The 15,626-nt window shown below is 54.7% G+C and carries 20 protein-coding genes; 8 read left to right on the top strand and 12 right to left on the bottom strand.

What is annotated here, in order from left to right; genetic code table 11:
• The first annotated feature begins 16 nt into the window (after positions 1-16).
• Together bfd and bfr are read left to right on the top strand one after the other, a co-directional pair.
• Positions 17-211 carry a bacterioferritin-associated ferredoxin gene (gene bfd, locus K7R23_RS04080; protein WP_012908409.1) on the top strand — a complete coding sequence of 65 codons (195 nt, stop codon included), beginning with the start codon at positions 17-19 and terminating at the stop codon, positions 209-211.
• A gap of 71 nt (positions 212-282) precedes the next feature.
• Positions 283-759, top strand: coding sequence for a bacterioferritin (gene bfr, locus K7R23_RS04075; protein ID WP_012908410.1), 477 nt, complete (start codon positions 283-285; stop codon positions 757-759).
• Positions 760-792: 33 nt separating this feature from the next.
• Here bfr and K7R23_RS04070 read toward each other — a convergent pair whose 3' ends face one another.
• The 12 genes from K7R23_RS04070 to gspC are packed head-to-tail and all read right to left on the bottom strand — an operon-like array spanning position 793 to position 11,414.
• A complete protein-coding gene (locus tag K7R23_RS04070) occupies positions 793-1,566 on the bottom strand; it encodes a prepilin peptidase (protein ID WP_012908411.1) in 774 nt (257 codons plus the stop codon).
• Positions 1,553-2,041: a type II secretion system protein GspM gene (gspM, locus tag K7R23_RS04065; RefSeq protein ID WP_012908412.1), complete on the bottom strand. Its 489-nt coding sequence runs from the start codon at positions 2,039-2,041 to the stop codon at positions 1,553-1,555. The genes K7R23_RS04070 and gspM overlap by 14 nt, the downstream gene beginning before the upstream one ends.
• The gene (gene gspL / locus K7R23_RS04060) at positions 2,034-3,158 is read right to left on the bottom strand and encodes a type II secretion system protein GspL (protein ID WP_012908413.1); all 1,125 of its coding nucleotides are present in this window, start codon (positions 3,156-3,158) and stop codon (positions 2,034-2,036) included. The genes gspM and gspL overlap by 8 nt, the downstream gene beginning before the upstream one ends.
• Positions 3,159-3,169: 11 nt before the next feature.
• On the bottom strand, positions 3,170-4,135 hold the full coding sequence (gene gspK, locus K7R23_RS04055) for a type II secretion system minor pseudopilin GspK (protein WP_012908414.1): 966 nt from the start codon (positions 4,133-4,135) through the stop codon (positions 3,170-3,172).
• Positions 4,125-4,712: a PulJ/GspJ family protein gene (locus K7R23_RS04050; protein WP_012908415.1), complete on the bottom strand. Its 588-nt coding sequence runs from the start codon at positions 4,710-4,712 to the stop codon at positions 4,125-4,127. The genes gspK and K7R23_RS04050 overlap by 11 nt, the downstream gene beginning before the upstream one ends.
• Positions 4,709-5,062 carry a type II secretion system minor pseudopilin GspI gene (gene gspI, locus K7R23_RS04045; RefSeq protein WP_012908416.1) on the bottom strand — a complete coding sequence of 118 codons (354 nt, stop codon included), beginning with the start codon at positions 5,060-5,062 and terminating at the stop codon, positions 4,709-4,711. The genes K7R23_RS04050 and gspI overlap by 4 nt, the downstream gene beginning before the upstream one ends.
• Positions 5,059-5,559: a type II secretion system minor pseudopilin GspH gene (gene gspH, locus K7R23_RS04040; RefSeq protein ID WP_012908417.1), complete on the bottom strand. Its 501-nt coding sequence runs from the start codon at positions 5,557-5,559 to the stop codon at positions 5,059-5,061. Before gspH ends, gspI begins: the two co-directional genes overlap by 4 nt.
• Before the next feature lie 2 nt (positions 5,560-5,561).
• Complete coding sequence (gspG, locus tag K7R23_RS04035) at positions 5,562-6,005, bottom strand: type II secretion system major pseudopilin GspG (protein ID WP_012908418.1); 444 nt, start codon at positions 6,003-6,005, stop codon at positions 5,562-5,564.
• 8 nt (positions 6,006-6,013) lie between these two features.
• Positions 6,014-7,213 carry a type II secretion system inner membrane protein GspF gene (gene gspF, locus K7R23_RS04030; protein WP_012908419.1) on the bottom strand — a complete coding sequence of 400 codons (1,200 nt, stop codon included), beginning with the start codon at positions 7,211-7,213 and terminating at the stop codon, positions 6,014-6,016.
• On the bottom strand, positions 7,210-8,679 hold the full coding sequence (gene gspE, locus K7R23_RS04025) for a type II secretion system ATPase GspE (RefSeq protein WP_012908420.1): 1,470 nt from the start codon (positions 8,677-8,679) through the stop codon (positions 7,210-7,212). Before gspE ends, gspF begins: the two co-directional genes overlap by 4 nt.
• Positions 8,676-10,664, bottom strand: a complete 1,989-nt coding sequence (gene gspD / locus K7R23_RS04020; protein ID WP_012908421.1) for a type II secretion system secretin GspD — start codon at positions 10,662-10,664, stop codon at positions 8,676-8,678. Before gspD ends, gspE begins: the two co-directional genes overlap by 4 nt.
• Positions 10,665-10,673: 9 nt before the next feature.
• Positions 10,674-11,414 carry a type II secretion system protein GspC gene (gene gspC / locus K7R23_RS04015; RefSeq protein WP_012908422.1) on the bottom strand — a complete coding sequence of 247 codons (741 nt, stop codon included), beginning with the start codon at positions 11,412-11,414 and terminating at the stop codon, positions 10,674-10,676.
• Positions 11,415-11,622: 208 nt separating this feature from the next.
• Between gspC and K7R23_RS04010 the strand changes: the two genes are divergently transcribed.
• From K7R23_RS04010 to rplW, 6 genes are all read left to right on the top strand, one after another.
• The gene (locus tag K7R23_RS04010; protein ID WP_012908423.1) at positions 11,623-13,083 is read left to right on the top strand and encodes a peptidoglycan-binding protein; all 1,461 of its coding nucleotides are present in this window, start codon (positions 11,623-11,625) and stop codon (positions 13,081-13,083) included.
• Entirely contained in the window at positions 13,080-13,481 is a 402-nt protein-coding gene (gene gspB, locus K7R23_RS04005) for a putative general secretion pathway protein GspB (protein WP_081442346.1), read from the top strand. The genes K7R23_RS04010 and gspB overlap by 4 nt, the downstream gene beginning before the upstream one ends.
• 251 nt (positions 13,482-13,732) lie before the next feature.
• Positions 13,733-14,044 (top strand): 30S ribosomal protein S10, encoded by a 312-nt coding sequence (gene rpsJ, locus K7R23_RS04000; RefSeq protein ID WP_001181005.1) that lies wholly within the window; start codon positions 13,733-13,735, stop codon positions 14,042-14,044.
• Between the two features lie 32 nt (positions 14,045-14,076).
• A complete protein-coding gene (gene rplC, locus K7R23_RS03995; RefSeq protein WP_012908425.1) occupies positions 14,077-14,706 on the top strand; it encodes a 50S ribosomal protein L3 in 630 nt (209 codons plus the stop codon).
• A 10-nt stretch (positions 14,707-14,716) separates the two neighbouring features.
• Positions 14,717-15,322, top strand: coding sequence for a 50S ribosomal protein L4 (rplD, locus tag K7R23_RS03990; protein WP_000424395.1), 606 nt, complete (start codon positions 14,717-14,719; stop codon positions 15,320-15,322).
• On the top strand, positions 15,319-15,621 hold the full coding sequence (gene rplW / locus K7R23_RS03985) for a 50S ribosomal protein L23 (RefSeq protein WP_000617546.1): 303 nt from the start codon (positions 15,319-15,321) through the stop codon (positions 15,619-15,621). Before rplD ends, rplW begins: the two co-directional genes overlap by 4 nt.
• Positions 15,622-15,626: the final 5 nt, after the last annotated feature.

Genomic DNA, 15,626 nt, shown 5'->3' with positions numbered 1-15,626 from the left:
TGGTTCGGGAGCGCATATGTACATCTGTTTATGTAACGGCATTAGCGATAAAAAGATCCGCCAGGCGGTTCGCCAGTTTCATCCTCAGTCATTTCAGCAATTACGCAAGTTTATTCCCGTTGGAAATCAATGCGGTAAATGCGTTCGCGCTGCGCGAGAAGTTATGCAGGACGAGTTAACGCAAATGCCCGAATTCAAAGAGATCGCCTGAGCCGCACTCTTTTTTTTGACATCCCTGTAGCCCCATCTACGCTCTAAGTGTGAAAGCGGAGGGTCTATATAATGAAAGGTGATGTTAAGATAATAAATTATCTCAATAAGTTATTGGGAAACGAGCTTGTCGCAATTAACCAGTATTTTCTCCATGCGAGAATGTTCAAAAACTGGGGCCTGAAACGTCTCAATGACGTGGAATACCATGAATCTATTGATGAAATGAAGCACGCCGATAAATATATCGAGCGTATTCTCTTTCTGGAAGGCATACCTAATCTGCAGGATCTTGGCAAACTGGGCATCGGCGAAGATGTCGAAGAGATGTTGCGCTCGGATCTCCGTCTGGAGCTGGAAGGCGCGAAAGATCTTCGCGAAGCGATAGCTTACGCCGACAGCGTTCACGACTATGTCAGCCGCGATATGATGATCGAGATCCTCGCTGATGAAGAGGGCCATATTGACTGGCTTGAAACGGAACTGGAGCTGATTAATAAAATGGGCATCCAGAACTACCTTCAGGCGCAGATTCGTGAAGAAAAATAAAAGCTGCAGGAAGGACTTCTGTCCTTCCTGATTTTACAGCGACGCCATCCACCAGAAATATCCCCAGCCGCTTACGGCCAGCCCCGGTCCGAATGGAATCACGGAAATTCGGCGGCGGGTGCGCAAAATCATCAGCAGGCCGTAGAATATACTCATCATGGCCGCGATATAAATTACTGGCGGCAGGCTTTGCCAGCCGGTCCACGCGCCCACCGCGGCAAACAGTTTAAGATCCCCATAACCGATGCCCTCTTTGCGCCATAACAGTCTGACGAAGGCGTTGAGCAACCAGAGTGAAGCGTAGCCTGCCGCCGCGCCTGTAATCGCCTCTTCACAGGAGATGAGGCCGGTATAACTGTTAAAAAGCAGGCCGCACCACAGCAGCGGCAGCGTGAGCTTATCGGGCAGCAGCAAATGACGCAGGTCGATTATGCATAGCGCCAGCGCAAACCAGAAATAGAGGAACAGCGCTATCGTCAGCGCAATGGCTTCAGGATGATAAAGATAGCAAAACAGGGCGGCAAGGGCGCAAAGCAGCTCCGAGAGCGGATAGCGAACGGCGATCGTGTTTTTACAATAGCGGCATTTTCCGCGTAGCCAGATCCAACTGAACAGGGGAATATTATCGTACCAGCGCAGCGATTGCCGACAGTGACAGCAGTGCGAAGCAGGGAGCCACAGATTCAGCTTCGCCGGTGCGGTCTGTTGATCAAGCATTATTGGCAGTCGCCAGGTGACCATCCCCATCGTACTGCCAGCAACCAGGCCCGCCAGCGTAAACAGAAGGCACATTTCAGCGCTTATCATTAATCACGGTCCTTACCGTCATTTTGCTGAGCGTTATAGCGTCGGCTTTGGCGGGGCTGGCGTGAAATTCAAGCGTTTCCACATACAGACCATGTCGGGACTGCAAACGCGTAAGCCAGGCAGTAAAAGCCTGCTGGCTGATATCGTTTGCGGAAATTTCCACTCCGTCGGCGCTGTTTTGCGTAAGGGTAACTGAAAATCCCGCCTGTTCAGCCTCTTTTTTCAACAGGCTGGCAACCGGTTCTTCCGGCGTGCGTTGCGGCAGAACGCCACGGGCCTGCGCCTGTTTTTCCAGCCACGCCATATCCTGGCGCAGCTTGTTGCAGCGTGTTTGCAGAGCGTCCACGGTGTGATTAAGCGGAAGCCACAGCCCGCAGCCGTATATTGTGGCAACGCAGAGGATAAACAGCGCAATCACTATCCGCTGTTCGGTTGGATTTTTCTGTTGCAGCCACTCTCTGATACGTTTACTCATTGCGTAATGTCCACAGTCCCTGATCGTGTTTTTCAATTTTTAAGGGAAGCCCTACGGCGTCAGCGGTAATAAACTGCTTTATCTGATCTTCATCGCTGGCGTAGATAAACAGTTGAAGAGACTGGCGCTGCTGATCGTAGCGAATACCCTCCAGCGCCAGGGCGGGAAACGCGGCCATGCCTTGTCCCAGACGCTGGAGCAGAATGGACGGCGCGGGAAAGCGCTGCTGTAGCTGTTTTGGCAGATATGCCTGCAGATTACCGCGATGCCGGTTTTGCGGGATGTAGCTGCGCCAGCGCTGCTCAAGCGTGGAGGTCAGCTGTTGTTCCAGCCGGTGTAGTTGAAAACCGACGATGGCGCGTGAGAGTAGCGGACACAACAGCAGCATCAGCACGGCGATAAGCGCCAGTCGTTTCAGGCGCCGGATTCCGGCGGTTGCCGGGGCAGACGGGCGCAGTCGCCCGTGTAGTAGATTAACGCTTTCCGTTGGCGAGTACAGCGACAGAAGGGGGCGCGGCGAGCAGCTGGTATCTGCGGTATGCGCTTCCGGCAGCTCGCCGTAGCTGGTTATCTGCTGTGGTCGGTAATGCGTCAGTAAATGATCGAGCCATTCCTCGCTGAGGCGCGAGGCGCGGCCTTCATGAGGTTTCAGCAGCCAGCCTTCTTCATCTTTCAGTACTGTCCAGCCGTCAGTCGTGATTGGCAGACAGAGCGCGTCCAGGGTGACATGGTCGGGCCGTATACCGCCGGCGGTGAGAGGAAGCATCAGCGTCTGCATCACCGCCGGTTCAACGCCCGCCACCCATACAACGCCTTCCGTTTGCCAGACTATGGTCCAGTGTAGCGGCGGCGAGGATTCATCCAGCGTTTCATCCGCCAGCCACTGGATTTTCTGCGGCGTCAGTGTATAGCCCGCCGTGGGGATTTCCAGTCTTCTGAAGGTAGCCAGAGCAACCGGGATCAGCAAATGAACGAGCTGTACCTCCGGAGGGCGCGGTAGCGCTGTCAGCGGCTGTCCGGCCGGGAGCCGATGGATTTCGCCACAGCCCGTTTCGTCATGAATCGCCCACTCCAGCTCATCAGAAGTGAGACGTATAACCAAAGTCGAAAAAGCCATTAAATTCCCTTTTATTCTTCGTCACCTGCCGTTAACTGGCGTAACCAGGTCCTGAGCGTCTTGTTTTTTTCGTCGTAGTAGAGCCAACTGCGCATTCCCACCGTGAATTCACCGTGTCGGGCGGTCGCGTCGACCCGGAAATACTGGCTTTGAACACCGATCATTTTTTTGAGCGCATCCACCAGCGTTTTGGTGGCGGAATACTCTTTTTGCGCCTGATATAAAAATGCATCGACGTTCTGCCAGCCTTCCTCCGGACGCTTGCGCAACAGCGCTTTTGCGTCGCTATCGCTGATCTCATTGAGAAAAAGCGCAGCCAGAAGCGGGGCATCCCGCTCCGTCAGAGCATTCACATTGACGGAAAGCGCGTTACTGAACTGTGTGCAGATAAACGGCGACAAACGCTGAAAAATGGCTTCCGTCATACCTTTAACCTGACGCGCCTCGTCGACGGTGAGCAACAGCTGGTTAGCGGCAAACCCTTTCCCGCTTTTGCGCTGATAATACTCGTCCTCTGCTCCGCGCAGGCGTGGGGTATTATTGGTGTCAATGTCATCCGCCAGAGACTGAATAATCTCTTCCGCCCGCGCGCCGTCCACGTTGCTTTTTTCCAGTAAGGCGGAGAAGACTTTTACCTCATACGGCGGCTCGGCGAGCGGCTCCTCGGGAGCGTTCGCCAGCGCATTGAGGTTAAAGCAGCGCTGCTGGTCCTGCGCGCGCCAGGATACCGTTGTTTCTTCGCCAAGATCTTCGCTGTCCGGCTGTTCATGTAATGGGGCCAGCACCGCTGTTTGCAGGGTGTTGATGGCCCGTTTCTCCGCATAGAGCAGGGCGAATTTCGTCTGCAGACTGGCATTGACCCGGCGGCTACGCTGCAACTGTGTCTGAAAGCCGATGGTTAGCTCAGCCGCCAGCGCGGCCATTAGCGCCAGCATTAATAACGTCACCAGCAGGGCCGATCCGCGCTCATTTTGCATTGTTCTTCTCCGGGGATTCACTGGCCTGCTGAGGTTGCGGAAACCAGTCCGGCAGCACATAGCGCCGTTGCACTGTTTCTCCGGACGTAAACTCAAGCGTTACCGTCGCCTGCGCCGGCGCGCTGCCGTCTTCCGTTCTGTCCAGTCTGGCGGTAAAACGGGTCACATCGCTCAACACCGGACGCGGAGTTAGCTCTTTTTTATCATCCGGCGCTGCGCGAAGGGCGCGATACACAACTCCATCCTTTAAATACCAGTGGACGGTAATCAACACCGGGCGCGGCTGCGCAAGGTTGTCAACGCTCAGCGATTGGGTTGAAAAAATCATGCCGTCGGTTTCTGTTTGAAATACCTGACCGGTCTGGCGGTTTTTCCTCGGCACAAGCTGCATTAAATCGTTACTTAGCAACAGATCGGTTCGTTGCAGGGCATTGAAACTTTGCATCAGCGTTTGCGCGCGCTGGTAATGTTCAATGGCCTGAGAAAACACGGTTACCGCCAGCAGGCTCAGCGATGCAAGAATGGCGATGGCGAGCATCACCTCAAGCAGGGTAAAACCGCTCTGTTTATGCGTCATTCTGCTGGCTCCACCGGAAGCCATGCTGAAAGCGACGACATCGTGTCATCTGGCCCCGACACAACGATCTGCTGGCGCTCAGTTTGTGAAGAGCGGGTTGTAGCGGTCAGTTGCCAGCGAAAACTGAGATCCCGCTGGCGTTCGTTTCCCTCTGAGGCTTTGAGTTTCCCGCCGCGGGCTACAATCAGCGCGTTATCGGCACTCCACAGCGCCAGCGTTTCCTGCTGGATGGTGCGGATAGCCCTGAACTGCCACTGCATACTGATCAGTAGCGCCAGAATGGCGGTAGCTAAAATAGCCATTGCTACCAACACTTCCAGCAGCAGCATGCCGCTTTGCTGAGTTTTCATCGTTGCTTTCCGCTGCGCGTAATGAGTAAGGGCAGGTTGCCCGTATTTTGTACCCCGAGCAGGCGGGCATTGCTCTCATCCCGGAAATTCAGGGTGAAAGGCGTGATCTCGCCGTCCGGAGTGATAACGATTTGCGGTCCTCCCGCCACTGGCGCTGGCGTCACGGATGGTGGGCGCGGGCTTTGCCAGTCGCCTCTCAGGCGCAGCGTCTCGTGGCGCGTGACCTCTGTCCATTTCCGCTTGTTGGCCGCGTTTTTTTTCAGCTGCCAGAAAGACCAGCCGTCGCGATCGAGCCGTATCCCGATGGGGGTTTTCTCCAGCAGCGCCCAGTCAGCGGCATACTCGATACGCAGGCGGAAGGCGTCGACATTTTGCAGAAGTCTTCCCTCAGGGCTGAGACGTTCGCTCTGCGAGATGATGACCCCCGCCGTCATCATGGCGACGATGACGATAGTCAGCAGAACCTCCAGCAGTGTGAATCCCTGTTGTTGTTTCATCGTCAGCGTGATTGGTTATCGTCATCCCAGTTAGTAATGTCATCCGCGGTACCCGCTTCACCATCCGGACCTGCGGAGCTGATATCGACAGCGCCATGCTCGCCAGGGCTGATGAGGATATAGTCATTGCCCCAGGGATCGGCAGGGAGTCGGCGGATATAGCCGTCCGGGCTGTAATTTTCCGCTTTAGGGGCCAGGGTTGGGGCGGTGATGAGCGCTTCCAGCCCCTGATCGGTAGTGGGGTAGCGATGATTGTCCAGCTTGTACATATCCAGCGCGTTCTCAAGCGCGACGATATCAGTAACGGCTTTCTGACGATCGGCGCGATCCTTATTTCCCATCAGGTTAGGCACCACCAGGCTTGCCAGTACGCCCAGAATGACAATGACGACCATCAGCTCCATCAGCGTAAAGCCACGCTGTTTTTTACTCGCTTGCGTTTCCATAACTTTCCTTAGTTCATTAACGTATTGAGTTGCAAAATCGGTTGCATAACGGACACCACGATAAACAGAACGATCATCGCCATGATGACAATCAGAGCGGGTTCGAAGATGGCCAGCGCCAGAGCGATTCGGTTCTGCAGATGAGTCTCCTGATTCTCCGTTGCCCGCTGCATCAGTGCGCCAAGCTCGCCGCTTTTTTCCCCTGAGGCGATCATATAAAGCATCATGGTGGGGAAGATCTCCGTCTGCGCCAGCGAGCGGTGAATACTGTTTCCCTGGCGCACGCTCTCTGCCGCTTCGCTAAGCCGATGGCGGATAGCCAGATTGCCGACCCCTTCCGCCGATAGCTCCATCCCCTGTAGCAGCGGGACGCCACTATTATTGAGAATGCTCAACGCGCGCAAATAGCGGGCGCTGTTGACCGCGCAGACCAGCGGCGCGGTTAAGCGGAATGCGATCAGGAAACGATGAAAACGCAGGCGATTGCCGTTACGTCGTAGCCAGAATGAAAACAGGGCGGCCAGCGCGGCGAAGAAGAGCAGGAGCCCCGGACCCCAGGCGGAGAGAAAATCACTGATAGCCAGCAGAATGCGCGTCGTCAGCGGCAGTTCATGTTTGAGATGAAGAAACTGTGCCGCCACCTTCGGCACCACGGTGGTGAGTAAGATCGCCACGACGAGGATAGCGACGGTCGTCAGCAGTACGGGATAGATCAGCGCCTGAGTCAGTTTGCTACGCATCCTCTGGCGGGTTTCATTAAAATCGGCCAGCCGTTCGAGAACGCCGCCCAACTGGCCGACGGTTTCGCCGGCTTTTACCAGCGTGCAGAATACATCATCGAACAGACGGGGATGGTTCTGCATTGCTCTGGAAAGCGACTGGCCTTCCAGCACGGCCAGGCGTAACCCGTTGATCACTGATGAGAGCTTTTTGTTCTCTTTCTGCTGCTGAATGATGGCCAGCGCTTCATCAAGCGGCAGCGCCGCGGCAATCAGCGTCGCGAGCTGACGGGTAAAAAGCGTTAAATCGCCGTGGCTGATCCGCTGGCCGGGCAGGGACAGGGATAGCGCGTGGCGCTGTGCTTTGATCGACAGCGGTAACAGTCCCTGCGCGCGTAAAAAAGCGACCACGTCCCGCTCGCTGTTGGCCTCCGTTACCCCTCTTACAGTCTCACCCTGCATATCGGTTGCGTGCCAGCTAAATTTCATGGCGCCACCTCCTGCGATCCGTCGCCTTCAGCGGTGACGCGCAGCACTTCGTCCAGTGACGTCAGCCCTTCCACCGCCACGCGCAGTCCGTTGGCGAGCAGATTCCGGTGCTGGCGGGTCTGTAGCGCCTCAAGCTGCTGCTCGTTTACCTCGCTGTGAATAGCCGCGCGTATTTCCGGCGTGACGATCAGCAGTTCGTGCAGCGCCAGTCGTCCCTGATAGCCGCTCTGTCTGCATACCGGACAGCCCTTCGCCTGCCATAGCTGTGCGGAGGTAAAGCCGTGCGACCGTAGTAACTGCGCCTGCTGTGGCGTTAGGGGATGTACGGATTTGCAGTGCTGGCAAAGGCGTCTGACCAGGCGCTGAGCGATAACGCCAACCAGAGAGGACGAGAGCAGAAAAGATTCGGTTCCCATATCACGCAGGCGCGTCACGGCGCCGCTGGCGCTATTGGTATGCAGCGTTGACAGCACCAGATGGCCTGTCAGCGATGCCTGTACCGCGATGCGCGCGGTTTCGGCGTCACGGATCTCGCCTACCATTACGACGTCGGGGTCCTGGCGCAGAATCGCGCGCAGGCCGCGAGCAAAGGACATATCCACCCGGCTATTCACCTGGGTCTGTCCTATTCCTTCCAGCTCATATTCAATGGGATCCTCCACGGTGAGGATATTGCGTTCCGGACTGTTCAGGGCAGATAAGATGGCGTAAAGGGTGGTGCTTTTACCCGAGCCGGTTGGTCCGGTGACCAGAATAATACCGTGGGGCAGAGCGATGAGGCGTTTAAGATCTTCAGCATCCTGAGCCGACATATCCAGCTTGTCGACGGAGAGGCGCAGGCTGCTTTTATCCAGCAGGCGCAGCACCACGCGTTCACCGTGCTGAGAGGGCAGGGTCGAGACGCGAACGTCAATATTGCGATGGCCAATTTTCAGGGTGATGCGTCCATCCTGCGGCAGACGCTTTTCCGCAATATCCAGCTTCGCCATGACCTTAATGCGTGAGATTAAGAGCGATGCCAGTTTTTTATCCGGCTGTACCACCTGACGCAGCACACCGTCCACGCGAAAGCGGATGCTCATCTTTTTTTCGAATATCTCAATATGAATATCCGAGGCATGTTCTTTTATCGCTTCGCTGAGCACGGCGTTAATCAGGCGAATCACCGGAGCGTCGGACTGCTCGTTAAGCAGATCTTCATTCATGGGGATCTCTTCCGAAAGGGCGCTGAGATCGTCAGAATTGCTGATGTCCTCCGCGATCAGCTGCGCGGTCCCGCTGTCCTGCTGGAACAGGATCTCCAGACGTTCTTCGAACTGCTGCGCGTTAAGTCGGGTGAAACGCAGGCTCCGGGCCGCTGCAACGTCGAGCAGACGATCCAAAGGAACGGTATCGGCGTAAATCACCTCGTCGTGGTGTACGACCACGCCGTGCTGTTGCGCTTTTCGCCAGTTGAGCTGTTTCATTTTGCCGCGCCGTTACTGAACGGGTTGGCCGGTTTGGATGCGCTTTTCGCTGCGGGTGTATGCTCAAATGCCGCATCATCCAACGCATCAATGGCCTCGACGTTGATCAACTGACTGCTGTTTTTATCCGCGCGCGTTTTTTGTATGTCGCGAAAGTGGGTGTATTTTTCGCGTGATAACGAGCGATAGACATCATCGTCTCTGATGATAGTCGGACGAATAAATACCATCAGGTTACGTTTGCTTTTTTCATGATTGGTATAGCGAAAGAGCTGACCGATAAACGGAATGTCCCCCAGTAACGGCACTTTGGAGACTTCTTCTTTACTTGAGTCATCCATCAGGCCGCCCAGCACCACCGTTTCGCCGCTTTTGACCAGCACGGCGTTCTGAATGGTGCGGGTGTTGAACGTGGGTCCAAGCGATGAAGAAGAGGCGGTAGAATCGACGCTGGAAACCTCCTGCTCAATCTCCATGAGCACCGAGTCGCCTTCGTTTATTTGCGGCGTGACTTTGAGCTTGGTGCCGACGGTTTTGCGTTCGACAGTACTGTAGATATTATCTCCGGAGGTGGTTTGCGAACCGGAGAGCACGGGAACATCCTGGCCGACGTTGAAGGAGGCTTCTTTGTTATCCAGCGTGACGATGCTGGGGGTGGATAAAATATCGTTTTTACTGTCGGAGCTTAACGCTGTCAGCAGCACCGCCCAGTCGCCGCTGAAAAAGCCAGCCGCCATGCCACGGTACTTACTAAAGAGATCGTATGCCGGGTTATCGCTGGTGATGCCGCCCTGTTTTTTAAACTCTTTCACCCCCTGCGCAGCATTGAAAATAGGTAAGCCTGTATTAGTAAACTGGGTGGCGCCGATATTTTTATTGGCCCACTGCACGCCAAGATTCAGCCCCTTACCGTCCTGGACCTCAACGATAATGGCTTCGACCAGCACCTGCGCACGGCGAATATCCAGCTTCTCAATAACCGGCTCCAGTTGCTGAAGCTGACTTTGATTCGCGGTAATGACCAGCGAGTTGGTCTGTTCGTCTGCGGTAATGGAAATGGCGTTATTGCTGCTGGGGGCGCTCGTTTTTGGCGCTTTGCCATTTTCGCTCTCCATCTGCTGGGAAACGCCGGTCAACACCTCGACCAGCTTATCCGCTTTGGCATATTTGAGATACCAGACGCGGGTGTTTCCCTGCCCCTGTTCCTGGGTATCAAGGTGTGTCGCCAGCCGGACGACTCTGGCGCGGGCGCGATCGGAGCCGCTGACAATCAGCGAATTGCTGCGCTCGTCGGCGACGATACGGGTTTGCAGGGTCGCCGGGCGCGCTTCCTTACCGCTTTCACGCGCCAGATCGTTAAGCACTTCGGCAAGGTCGACGGCGGAGGCATATCTGAGCGGAATAATCTGCTCCTTTTCCGTGCCTATAACGTCCACGCGTTTCACCACTTCCAGCACGCGATTGACCGCAGAAGCCTTGCCGGTAATGATCAGGACGTTTGACGGTTCATAGTGCACCACATTGCCGGCGCCAGTGGCGTCCAGCATTTGACGCAGCAACGGCGCCAGCGCGCGGGCGGGCACATTGTCCAGCGGGACTACCCGGGTCACTAATTCATCGCCTTTACCGGGATGTGCGTCGCTGGAGAGTCGGCCTGGTGCCGTCTTTACCCTGTCTGAACGTACAACCTTAAGGATGCCGTTATCCAGCGTGACGATGGAGAAACCGTATAAATCAAGTACGCTGAGAAAAAACTGGTAGTACTCTTCTTCGGTAAAAACATCCGCGCTTCTGACCGAAATGGACGCGCTGACGTCCGGCGCCAGCAGAATCGTTTTGCCCATATTCTGGCCGACGATATCGACAAAGGTCTTAATATCGGCGTTATTAAAGTTTGCCGTATAATTCGCCGACAGCGCTGGCGTACCGGATGTCACCAGCAGAAGTGCCAGCGAAATGCCTGTCAGGCGAAAACGGGTAAGCATCCCATGCATTTAGTTATCCTTAACTTCGTCAAACTGACTAACTGAAACGTTAATTAATCGTGGTTGTGAATTGCGAATAATGGTGAATTGCGCTCTTTTTCGCGTATTCAGCATTTCCATAGCCTGAGACACGCTGTCGGGCTGAGTAAGGGATAAATTGTCGAGGCGCACGGCGAGATCGCCGGGTAACAGCCCGGTTTCGCCAAAGGCGAGCGTTTGATTGCGCGGTAGCAACCGTAACCCGCGCACAGCCTCGCTGTCTCTGATCAAGCTGGCCTCAATGTAATCCGCCAGCGCTAACTGCGAATGCGTTTCTGTCCCGGCGGAAACCGCCGCGGCGTCTAATTCCGCCAACAGGGTCAGGCTCAGCTCGTCTCCACGCTGGCTCAGGACGATCTGATTACGGCTTATGGCGGTGATCTGCGTATCCGCTGCGGTTTTGAGCGGCTGATGTAACGCATAGATGTTTTGTTCGCCGCCCTCATTGAGAATCGCTCGCGAAGCGGCCGGGTCAGAGCTGACAATAATGCCGCTGAGAGTGATGCCATCGAGAGCGTTACGCGCCTGAGCTTTCACCTGACGGGGAGGCGCTGCTTTATCCGATAAAGGCGTGGCGGAAAGCCGTAGGGGTTGCGGCTGCGACAGCCTGACTGCTGCGACAGGCGTTGTCAGGGTCTGTTTATTATCCCGCCACTGAATAACAGTGACATAAATACTAATCAGGCAAATACAAATAGCGGCAAATATCACTATAATTAATAAATAGCGATAAGATTCCTCTTTTTTTAAAAAAAAGCAATTTAGTAATCATAGTAAATAAATTAAGTTTACCTAAATGTAATTGTTATTCCTTGTTAGCGGACCTGATAATATAATCCTTATAAAAGGGCGGCAAGTGGTTTAAATTAGGCTTTAAAATTCGCTAAGAAAATATTATTAATTTTACTGATGAGTAATCATGGATGATTTAACGATTAATCGTACAGAACGGCAGAACGTCATCATTAATTATCTTATTGAGACACTGGGGAATGAAGGCTGGGCCGTGGCGCACGGCGCGAGATCCACGGGAAAAACCACGATCGCCTGGGGCATCGCCGGTGACTATCAGGGAAGGGCGCTGATTATTACGCCGGTTAATATTAAGAGATATCAGTGGGAGTGGATGGTAATTTCTGATAATCATCCTGATGCCAGCCTGACGGGCGCACTGTATCCCGCCGGGGCAATTTATCCTGCGCTGGCGACGTTAATCACGCAGACGCGGGAATGCCCTCTGCTCCTCATTATCGATAATGCCCACAGGCTGAAGCGGGAACTCATTCCGACAATCATCCGCTTTCGCACTCTGTTGCCCGCAGCAAAGCTGCTGTCGATGGGTGTGTTTTCTCTTTGCCAGCGGCGGAAAATACAGCGGCTGCATCCCGCTTGGTTGAGAATACCGGCGCCGGACGTAAAAGAATGTGAAGAGACCATCGCTTTTCACGCCGGCATGACTTCGGAAGCGTTCGCTGCACTGCCCGGGCGCTTTGTCAGGCGGATGGTTCGGCGCTGTAAAGGGGATCTGCGCTTGCTGTCGCGGGCGGGCTGGGGGCTACGTCAGATGACGCTGGCGGAGGACGGTAATGCAAGGCCGTCTGAAAATCCGTCCCGATGGGTAATGAAGGCGCTTCCTGCGGTTCGCTGGCGCGCGCTCACGCTCTGCTGTGCGCTGCTGGTGGCGGGGGGATGCGCGTTGGGCGGCTGGCAGAATGGAGATCGTTTATCGGCGTGGCTGCCTGCGCTGTTGCCGGCGGCAACGTCCGCTCCCGCCGACAATCCGGCGCCGCTTACCACTGCCGTGATGTCGACGAATGGCGCTATCGGACTTCTCTACCAGGTCTGGGGTTATGAGGTAGATATAAAGGAAGCGTGGTGCGATCAGGCATGGCGCGCAAATCTGACCTGTCAGTCCGGTACTGAAAGTCTGGAGGCGCTGGAAGCGCAGGGGCTGCCGTGGATAGCGCCGCTGGAGATGGCGGGAAAAACCGTTCCGGTCGTCGTGATTGGCGAGCACGACGATGAACTGATAGCACTGACGACGCAGCGTACCTGGCGTATCAAGAAAAGCTGGTTCTCCAGCGTCTGGCGCGGGCGTTACACCCTGTTGTGGAAACCCTCGCCGGACGGGAAATCTGTCGTAAATAAAAAAAGCAGCCTTGAGGAGATCGTCTGGCTGGATACGATGCTGAGCCGCGTGCTTAACCTTGAGGCGGAGGAGACAGGAGAATGGTCGCCGCTGCTGCAGGAAAAAATACGCCAGTTCCAGGCGCAGAAGGCGCTAACCGCCGATGGCGTCATGGGGCAGCTTTCTCTGATCAGACTCTGGCAGGCGCTGGGAGAAAGTCCTGCGTTTATCCATGAGGAAGGAAACAAATGATGTTTCATTTATATTGCCGGGCGCGACAGGTTGCCACCCTGAGCGAACAGAGCATGTGGCATGAGCGTCTGACCGGGACGATCGGATTTGTGTTGCAGTTATGCGGGTGGCTACTGTTCGCCGCTGGCTGTTTTGTACTTGGCGGCTATGCGTATCAGGCCTGTCAGGAACGGAGGACGGAAGTGCCGACGTCGCCGGATTATTATCAGACGCAGGAGCATTTCGTATTCAAGAAAAAGCCGTTACCCGTACCTGAAGAGGTATCAGTGGATGAAGAACAGGAAAGCAGACCGGCGGCGGAAGCGCCCACAGAGCCTGTCGCGGAAGAGGGCGACAGCGCCAATGCCGAACTGAAACGGAGAGTGAAAGAGGCAATGGCGGAACTGGACTCGCCATGACTGCTGAGAGCGTGAGTCCGGGAGTTGGTTATTAACGACGCATCCGGCTTGCAATGTCGGCATAAATACGTATAATGCGCGGGCTTGTCTTCGTTGACGGCAGGTTCGTTACGAGCCTGGATAGCCGATTTGGCTATCTGACAATGCTCCCAATCGGGGAGCTACGTAAGAACGGTTACACTCTCCCATCAATCGTAATGGGCCTGAGGAGTAATCATTTTCGTTTATAAAATAATTGGAGCTCTGGTCTCATGCAGAACCAAAGAATCCGTATCCGCCTGAAAGCGTTTGATCATCGTCTGATCGATCAATCAACCGCGGAAATCGTCGAGACTGCCAAGCGCACTGGTGCGCAGGTCCGTGGTCCGATCCCGCTGCCGACCCGCAAAGAGCGCTTTACCGTTCTGATCTCCCCGCACGTTAACAAAGACGCGCGCGACCAGTACGAAATCCGCACTCACAAGCGTCTGGTTGACATCGTTGAGCCAACTGAAAAAACCGTTGATGCTCTGATGCGTCTGGATCTGGCTGCCGGTGTAGACGTGCAGATCAGCCTGGGTTAATCAGGTCATCGAGCGATTGAGAGGTTGAAACAATGATTGGTTTAGTCGGTAAAAAAGTGGGCATGACCCGCATCTTCACTGAAGATGGCGTTTCTATCCCAGTAACCGTAATCGAAGTTGAAGCAAACCGCGTTACTCAGGTTAAAGACCTGGCTAACGAGGGCTACCGCGCAATCCAGGTTACCACCGGTGCTAAAAAAGCTAACCGTGTAACCAAGCCGGAAGCTGGCCACTTTGCTAAAGCTGGCGTAGAAGCTGGCCGTGGTCTGTGGGAATTCCGCCTGGCTGAAGGCGAAGAGTTCACCGTAGGTCAGAGCATTAGCGTTGAACTGTTTGCTGACGTTAAAAAAGTTGACGTAACCGGCACCTCTAAAGGTAAAGGTTTCGCTGGTACCGTTAAGCGCTGGAACTTCCGTACCCAGGACGCGACTCACGGTAACTCCTTGTCTCACCGCGTTCCGGGTTCTATCGGTCAGAACCAGACTCCGGGCAAAGTGTTCAAAGGCAAGAAAATGGCAGGTCAGCTGGGTAACGAACGTGTAACCGTTCAGAGCCTGGACGTAGTACGTGTTGACGCTGAGCGCAACCTGCTGCTGGTTAAAGGCGCGGTCCCGGGTGCAACCGGTAGCGACCTGATCGTTAAACCAGCTGTGAAGGCGTAAGGGGATAGCAATGGAATTAGTATTGAAAGACGCGCAGAGCGCGCTGACTGTTTCCGAAACTACCTTCGGTCGTGATTTCAACGAAGCGCTGGTTCACCAGGTTGTTGTTGCTTATGCAGCTGGTGCTCGTCAGGGTACTCGTGCTCAGAAGACTCGTGCTGAAGTAACTGGTTCCGGTAAAAAACCGTGGCGCCAGAAAGGTACCGGCCGTGCGCGTTCAGGTTCTATCAAGAGCCCGATCTGGCGTTCTGGTGGCGTGACCTTCGCTGCACGTCCGCAGGACCACAGTCAAAAAGTTAACAAGAAGATGTACCGCGGCGCGCTGAAAAGCATCCTGTCCGAACTGGTACGTCAGGATCGTCTGATCGTTGTCGAGAAGTTCTCTGTAGAAGCGCCGAAAACTAAGCTGCTGGCACAGAAACTGAAAGACATGGCTCTGGAAGATGTGCTGATCATCACCGGTGAGCTGGACGAAAACCTGTTCCTGGCCGCACGTAACCTGCACAAGGTTGACGTACGCGATGCGACTGGTATCGACCCGGTTAGCCTGATCGCCTTCGACAAAGTCGTAATGACTGCTGATGCTGTTAAGCAAGTTGAGGAGATGCTGGCATGATTCGTGAAGAACGTCTGCTGAAGGTGCTGCGCGCACCGCACGTTTCTGAAAAAGCGTCTACTGCGATGGAAAAAACCAACACCATCGTTCTCAAAGTTGCTAAAGACGCGACCAAAGCAGAAATCAAAGCTGCTGTGCAGAAACTGTTTGAAGTCGAAGTCGAAGTCGTTAACACCCTGGTTGTTAAAGGGAAAGTTAAACGTCACGGACAGCGTATCGGTCGTCGTAGCGACTGGAAAAAAGCTTACGTCACCCTGAAAGAAGGCCAGAATCTGGACTTCGTTGGCGGCGCTGAGTAAGTCGG

It is taken from the genome of Citrobacter rodentium NBRC 105723 = DSM 16636, from assembly GCF_021278985.1.
GTDB classification, from domain to species: Bacteria; Pseudomonadota; Gammaproteobacteria; order Enterobacterales; family Enterobacteriaceae; genus Citrobacter_A; species Citrobacter_A rodentium.
This window is presented reverse-complemented; position numbering and strand designations above follow the sequence as displayed.